This is a genomic window from Specibacter cremeus (assembly GCF_003946885.1).
Taxonomy (GTDB): Bacteria; Actinomycetota; Actinomycetes; order Actinomycetales; family Micrococcaceae; genus Specibacter; species Specibacter cremeus.
Map to the genome: position 1 here is coordinate 1 of NZ_RWKQ01000018.1, position 6,479 is coordinate 6,479.

Annotated in this window: 7 protein-coding genes and 1 pseudogene; 4 read left to right on the forward strand and 4 right to left on the reverse strand. The window is 65.1% G+C overall.

The window, feature by feature from the left end; genetic code table 11:
• Nucleotides 1–53 precede the first annotated feature (53 nt).
• Complete coding sequence (locus EJC77_RS08615; RefSeq protein WP_125611641.1) at nucleotides 54–1,106, reverse strand: hypothetical protein; 1,053 nt, start codon at nucleotides 1,104–1,106, stop codon at nucleotides 54–56.
• 172 nt (nucleotides 1,107–1,278) lie between these two features.
• Between EJC77_RS08615 and lysA the strand changes: the two genes are divergently transcribed.
• The 4 genes from lysA to EJC77_RS08635 all read left to right on the forward strand — a co-directional run bounded on the left by lysA (nucleotide 1,279) and on the right by EJC77_RS08635 (nucleotide 5,373).
• Nucleotides 1,279–2,580: a diaminopimelate decarboxylase gene (lysA, locus tag EJC77_RS08620; RefSeq protein ID WP_240629999.1), complete on the forward strand. Its 1,302-nt coding sequence runs from the start codon at nucleotides 1,279–1,281 to the stop codon at nucleotides 2,578–2,580.
• Between the two features lie 64 nt (nucleotides 2,581–2,644).
• The gene (locus tag EJC77_RS08625) at nucleotides 2,645–3,580 is read left to right on the forward strand and encodes an ABC transporter substrate-binding protein (RefSeq protein WP_125611643.1); all 936 of its coding nucleotides are present in this window, start codon (nucleotides 2,645–2,647) and stop codon (nucleotides 3,578–3,580) included.
• Nucleotides 3,567–4,547, forward strand: a complete 981-nt coding sequence (locus tag EJC77_RS08630; RefSeq protein ID WP_240630004.1) for an amino acid ABC transporter permease — start codon at nucleotides 3,567–3,569, stop codon at nucleotides 4,545–4,547. The genes EJC77_RS08625 and EJC77_RS08630 overlap by 14 nt, the downstream gene beginning before the upstream one ends.
• 16 nt (nucleotides 4,548–4,563) lie before the next feature.
• Nucleotides 4,564–5,373 (forward strand): amino acid ABC transporter ATP-binding protein, encoded by an 810-nt coding sequence (locus EJC77_RS08635; protein ID WP_125611646.1) that lies wholly within the window; start codon nucleotides 4,564–4,566, stop codon nucleotides 5,371–5,373.
• Nucleotides 5,374–5,409: 36 nt separating this feature from the next.
• On the opposite strand, the gene EJC77_RS08640 is transcribed toward EJC77_RS08635, so the two are convergent.
• The 3 genes and pseudogenes from EJC77_RS08640 to EJC77_RS21335 all read right to left on the reverse strand — a co-directional run.
• Nucleotides 5,410–5,619 carry a dodecin gene (locus EJC77_RS08640; RefSeq protein ID WP_125611648.1) on the reverse strand — a complete coding sequence of 70 codons (210 nt, stop codon included), beginning with the start codon at nucleotides 5,617–5,619 and terminating at the stop codon, nucleotides 5,410–5,412.
• Nucleotides 5,620–5,816: 197 nt separating this feature from the next.
• The gene (locus EJC77_RS21010) at nucleotides 5,817–6,194 is read right to left on the reverse strand and encodes a hypothetical protein (protein WP_240630005.1); all 378 of its coding nucleotides are present in this window, start codon (nucleotides 6,192–6,194) and stop codon (nucleotides 5,817–5,819) included.
• Nucleotides 6,195–6,287: 93 nt separating this feature from the next.
• A pseudogene (locus EJC77_RS21335) lies at nucleotides 6,288–6,422 on the reverse strand (alpha/beta fold hydrolase); the annotation flags it as partial.
• Nucleotides 6,423–6,479 lie beyond the last annotated feature (57 nt).

The window sequence follows — 6,479 nt, forward strand, 5'->3', positions numbered from 1 at the left end:
TAACTACTATTTTCCCAGCTCAGGGGGCACTTGTTCGGTTTAACACGCCCCAGTCAAAAAGTTCCTACTCGCGGATCCGGGTCAGACCGGAACACGCCGCAATACTGCTCGGCCGCCGTCGTCAGCTCCCGGATAAGCGGCTGTGTCCCGCCCTCCCTGTCCGTCCGGAACATGAAGGCGACCACCACGGAGGGCAGGGTGGGAACCATCCCGAAGCGGCCCGCCGTTGCCGGCGCGGAGCCGGGGCCTTCGAGCGCCGATCGCAACCATTCCGCCCGCATCTGGTGCTCGAGGTCGACGGCGTTTTGCTGGCGCAGGATGGCAATGGCGGCCAACCGGGCTGTCTCCATGAGGGCCGCCTCGGCCTCGGCGCTGATCGGTTTTTCGTCCTCTATCACCCAAATCGAGCCGATTGTCCGGCGCCCGGCACGCACGGGCGCGGCGCAGCGCGCCAATTCGCCATCAGCCGGATCGAAGGGAAAATGCACCACACCCTTGGTCGCCATCACCGTGCGGTACTGCCACGTGTTCTTTTCCTCTTCGGGGACCCTTCTGGCCAGGATGCCGTTGCGTCGCAGCCGATCCACCGTGTGTCGTTCCAGATTGGAGTACGCCAGCACGTTCCGGTCCAGGTCTTCAATGGCCACCGCACCGTCCGCGGCCGTGGCCAGGGCGTTGGCCAGCATGAACAGGTCCGTGCCGGCGCCGGCGTCCTCGGAGCCTCGACTATTCGTCATGGCCGAGACGAGGCTGTCCAATTGCCGCCACGGAACCTCATCGTCCAAGGCAAGCAGGGCAACACCGGCCTGCCGGGCGCGATCGGCCAGCTCCTGGTACCTGTTGCCCCGAAGCTTGATGACGGCCGCGCAGAAACCCCGCTCGGCCGCCGCGTCGATGGCGGCGGCCGACTCCGCGGCTGACGGATCCAGCCCCACCAGCAGCAGGATGCCACCCGGGGTGTCGGCCAGGACATCCCGACTGTCGTACACGACGGGAACGGACACCGGCAGGTCCGGCTCGTCCGGACGGGTCAGGATCGACAGCAGGGCGCTGCCCAAGGTGCCGGCCAGGTCTTGCACCGACAGCGTCGCAAGGTCAGGGTCCATGCCGTCCAGCCTCTCCGCCCCACCCATGATCATTGTTGGATCGGACAAAACATTCATTCAAAGCTTAGCGGAGGCGCCAACGCATTCGATGCAGCGGTCTTCCAAGCTTGAGGTGGATCACATTCAACCAACCACTTCCGGCCCGCGGCCGGCGGAGAATCCGAGGACCTGCGTGAAGACCGCACATGAAATGGACCGGGCCGGTGTGCGCGCACTGGCCATCTTGCCGGAAGAGTCCGCCATCACCGATGACGGGGAACTTGTGATCGGCGGATGCCCCGTCTCCCGGCTGGCGCAGGCCTACGGCACGCCGGCCTACGTATATGACGAAACGGGGCTGCGGCGCCAGATCCGCCGGTTCGTGGACGGCATGGCGGACCGCTGGCCGAACTCGGAGGTGCTCTTCGCCTCCAAGTCGCTGCCGTGCGTGGCCATGTACGCCATAGCCCAGGCAGAGGGGCTCAGTGTGGACGTGGCCGGGGGCGGCGAACTCATGATGGCGCTGGCCGCCGGCGTGGACCCGGCGCGAATCTACCAGCATGGCAACGCCAAATCGGACGCTGAACTGGACATGGCCCTGCAGGCGGGCGTGGGCGGCATCGTCATTGACAACTTCGACGACCTGGCGCGGCTGGAACGGATGACCACCAAACCCCAAGGCGTGCTGGTGCGCATGATCCCCGGCGTCACCCCCGATACGCATGCCTCCCAGGCCACGGGCGGCAGCGATTCCAAGTTCGGTCTGCAATTCGGCCAGTTGCGCGAGATCGCAGCCCGGATCCAGACCCATCCGCTGCTGCACCTGGATGGCATCCACCTGCACATCGGCTCGCAGGTGCTGGACGTCGATCCCTTCACGGATGCGGTGAAGTCCGTGGCGGACCTGGGACCGTATGAAACGTACGACGTCGGCGGCGGGCTGGGTGTGCGGTACACCTGTGACGAGCAGGCCCCCAGCGTGGAGCAATACCTGGACGCCGTCACCGACGCGGCGCGCCGGTACCTGCCGGCGGGCGCCAAGCTGATGATCGAACCGGGCCGCTCCATCGTGGCCCGCGCCGGCGTCACGCTGTACCGCATCAACACCGTCAAGCACACCGGCAAGACCTTCGTGGCGATCAACGGCGGCATGGCCGACAACCTTGAAATTGCCCTCACCGGCCAGCGCTACGAGGCCTACAACGCGCTGAAAATGAACATTCCAGCCGATGTCAGGTGTGATGTGGTGGGCCGGCAATGCGAGTCCGGGGACCTCATGGCCGGTGGGATCGACATTGCCGACCCCCAGGTGGGGGACCTGGTGGTGATGCCGGTGACCGGCGCCTATGCCTACACCATGGCCAACAACTACAACGGTGCCCCGAGGCCGCCAGTGATCTTTTGCGCTGACGGAACAGCCACGCTGGCCGTCGAACGTGAATCCTACGAAGACATGCTCCGCCTGCAGCGACCGGCCTTCAGCCGGGCCTGGTGACAGGCCGGCCGGGAACGGCCGGGCATGCCCGAAATCCATTTCGACCACTCAACGGAGAGAACACATGAAGACCACCAATCGAAGCACCGTCCCCTGGCAGCTCGCCGCCGCCGGCATCGGCGTGGCGCTGATGCTCGCAGGCTGCTCGGGCAGCGGTTCCGCGGGCGGCACGATCGACCCCGCGGCGGCCAACGTCGCCGTCGACAAGAGCGCCGCGGCGCTGGTCCCCGCCAAGTACAAGAGCGTCGGCGTCATCAACGTCGCCTCGGACATGCCCAACCCGCCGATGGAAATGCTGGACGCCAACCAACAGCCATCCGGATTCGACTACGACCTCTCCCAGCAACTGTCCGGCAAGCTCGGCATCAAGTTCAACTTCCAGCAACAGGCATTTGACGCCTCGGTCGCGTCCCTGCAGGCGGGCAAGAACGACGTGATCATGGCCGGCATGAACGACACCCTGGAACGCCAGAAGGTCCTGTCCTTCGTGGACTACTTCCACGCCGGCTTCATGATCCTGGTCCCGGCCGGCAACCCCGGCAACATCAAGTCCGTGCTGGATTTGTGCGGGCAGAACGTGGCGGTACAGAAGGCGACCGTCCAGGGTGAGCTGTTGCAAAGCTACGCTCCCAAGTGTGTCGCGAACGGCGCCAAGCCGATCAACCTCGTGCAGCTGCCCGCCGAGGTGGACGCCCAGACCGCGGTGCGCTCCGGCAAGGCGGTCGCCGACGTCGTCGACGCGTCGGTGGCAACCTACGCCGCCCAGACCGCCGGCAACGGCAAGGTGTTCTCCCTGGTCAAGGACGCGGCGAACCCCTCCGGATACAACCCCGTCTACACCGGAATCGGCATGCTCAAGGGCGAGACCGGCCTGTCCAAGGCCGTCGCCGCGGCCCTTCAGTCGCTCATTGACGACGGCAGCTATGCCAAACTGCTCAAGAAGTACGGCCTGGCCGACTTCGCCGTGGAGAAGGCAGGGATCAACCGTGCCACTTCATAAGACCTTGGAGCAGCCCATCCCGCCGCGACCCGCCACCGTGACGGCTGCCGGCGCACACGCCGCGGCTTTCACCGAATCACACGACGTCGTCGCCGTCCCCCTGCGCCATCCCTGGCGCTGGGTGCTGGCCGCGGTCCTGGTGCTCGCCTTTGCCTGGCTGGCCACCTCGCTGTGGAACAACCCCAACGTGGACCACGCGACGATCCGAGAGTTCATGTTCAGCCCCCAGATCATCCGCGGCGCCGGGCTGACCATCCTGCTGACCATCATCTCGATGGTGCTCTCCACCATTCTGGGCATCGTACTCGCCCTCATGCGGCTCTCCGACAACCCCGTGCTCAACGCCATGGCGTGGATCTACGTCTGGGTGTTCCGGGGAACCCCGCTGCTGGTGCAGATCGTGTTCTGGGGGTACCTGGGGCTGCTCTACAAACAGATCAGCCTGGGCATCCCCTTCACGGACTTCCACATCTTCGCCGTGGACACCAACACCCTGATCCCGGCGTTTGTGGCCGGTCTGATCGCGCTGACCACCAACGAGGCGGCCTACTCGGCGGAGATTGTCAGGGCGGGCATGATGAGCGTCGATCCGGGCCAGAAGGAGGCCGCCTATTCGCTCGGCATGACGCCGCTGTTCACGCTGATCAAGGTGGAACTGCCGCAGGCCATGCGGGTGATCATCCCGCCGATGGGCAACGAGACCATCTCCATGCTCAAGAACACGGCGCTGCTCTCCCTGATTGCCGTGCTGGAGATGTACACGGTGGCCGAACACATCTCCGCCCAGAACCTGCGCCAGGTGGAGCTGCTGGTGGTTGTCAGTTGCTGGTACCTGGCGCTGACCAGCATCCTCTCCATCCCGCAGTACTACCTTGAACGCCACTATGGACGCGGCTCCCGAACGCTGGGCCCGACGCCGATCGGGCGCGTCGTCTCCCTGTTCCACCGTGTCATGTCCACCCGCTGAGAAGATTGGACCACCCATGAGCGAGACATTGGCCCCACGGCGCCGCGACCATGAACGTCCCGCCGGGATCCCCCTGGTACGGGCCAGCAACGTGCGTAAGAACTACGGTCCGATCGAGGTTCTCAAGGGCATCACCCTGGACGTGCACGCCGGGGAGGTCATGTGCCTGCTGGGCCCCTCCGGGTCCGGCAAATCAACGTTCCTGCGCTGTATCAACCATTTGGAAACCATCGACGGGGGCAGGATCTCCTTCAACGGCGAACTGATCGGCTACGTCCAGCGCAAGGACAGGATCTACGAAATGAACCGGCGCGAAGTCGCCCACCAGCGCCGGGGCATCGGCATGGTCTTCCAGCGCTTCAACCTGTTTCCCAACATGACGGCCCTGGAAAACATCACGGTCGCACCGATGGGAATCGGCAAGATTCCCAAACAGGTCGCCATCGCGGCGGCCAGGGACCTGCTGGACCGGGTTGGACTGTCAGCGCAGGCGAACAAGCACCCGGCTCAACTCTCCGGCGGGCAACAGCAGCGCGTCGCCATTGCCCGGGCGCTGGCCATGGAACCGAAACTGATGTTGTTCGACGAGCCCACCTCGGCACTGGACCCCGAGCTGGTGGGCGACGTGCTCGATGTCATGCAGCGACTTGCGGCCAGCGGCATGACCATGATCGTGGTGACGCACGAGATCGGCTTTGCCCGCGGCGTGGCGGACCGTGTGGTCTTCATGGACGGCGGCGTCGTCGTCGAATCCGGACCGCCTCGGGAGGTGCTGGAGAAACCGCAAAACCCGCGAACCCAAGCCTTCCTGGAAAGCGTCATGTAGCAATCGGGTCACTCGCACACCGGGCGTTGCCGCCGCTTATCGCTCCAGGCGGAAACCAAGCTTGATGGTGACCTGCCAATCCGCGACGACGCCATCATTGATGTGGCCGCGGATTTCACTGACCTCGAACCAGTCAAGGTTCCGCAGTGTTTGCGAGGCTGCGGCGATGCCGTTCTTGATGGCGGCGTCGACCCCATCGGGCGACGTGCCGACGATCTCCGAAATGCTGTAAGTCTGATCAGCCACTTGAACTCCTCGTGAACGTCCTGGATGCGTGCACTGCCGGCCGGCACTGCATGCCGTGATTGCAGACTAGCCGACGCGGTGGCGGCCGGACCATAGCCCGGTGCCAATCAGTCGGTGCCAATCAGTCGGTGCCGATCAGTCGAGGACGCGTCGGCGAGCGCGACGGGACCGCCAATGTCAGGAAGGAAGGGGCGGCCTCACGGGCCCTGGGTCTGCGCCTCGGCCCGGTTCCACAGGGCCAGCAGTGACGCGGCGAGCCGGGCGGGCTCGATCCGGTGCGGCGGATCGAAGTGATGCCGTCGCTCAAAGACTTCCAGCTGGAAGTCCGGAAAGACCTCGGCCAGTCTCTGCGCGATTTCGCCGTATTCGTGCGGGTTGCTGAGGGCGCCCAAGGCGAAGTAAACGGGACGTTGGTACCCGGCCAGGGCGGAGCGGTTCAGATCGTAGCTTGCAAAGGTGTCCAGGAAGGCGCCGATCCCGGCAGGTCTTTTCGCCATCCAGGGCGGCGGATCACCCTCAGGGAGTGCGGGCAGCTCCACGCCGTCCCTGATTCCGAGCCGCATGAAGCCCTTCATGAATTCGTCCGGGGGCAGCGCCCTGAGCCGCCCGTACTGTTCCCAGACCTGTCTGTGTTCCGGGCTCCAGTCCCAGCTTCCCGCCCAGGCCGGTTCCAGCAGCGCCAGGCTCCGGACGCGGTCGGGATATCTTGCCGTGAAGGCCAGTGCGCAGGCGCCGCCGCCCGAGTACCCTGCCAGGTGGAAGGTGTCCCAGCCCCTGTCAGTGACAAAGCGGGTAGTGCGTATCCGGTTAGCTCAGGTTAGGTCAGCGACAGTCATGAAGCGAGCTCGAATCAGTCCTAT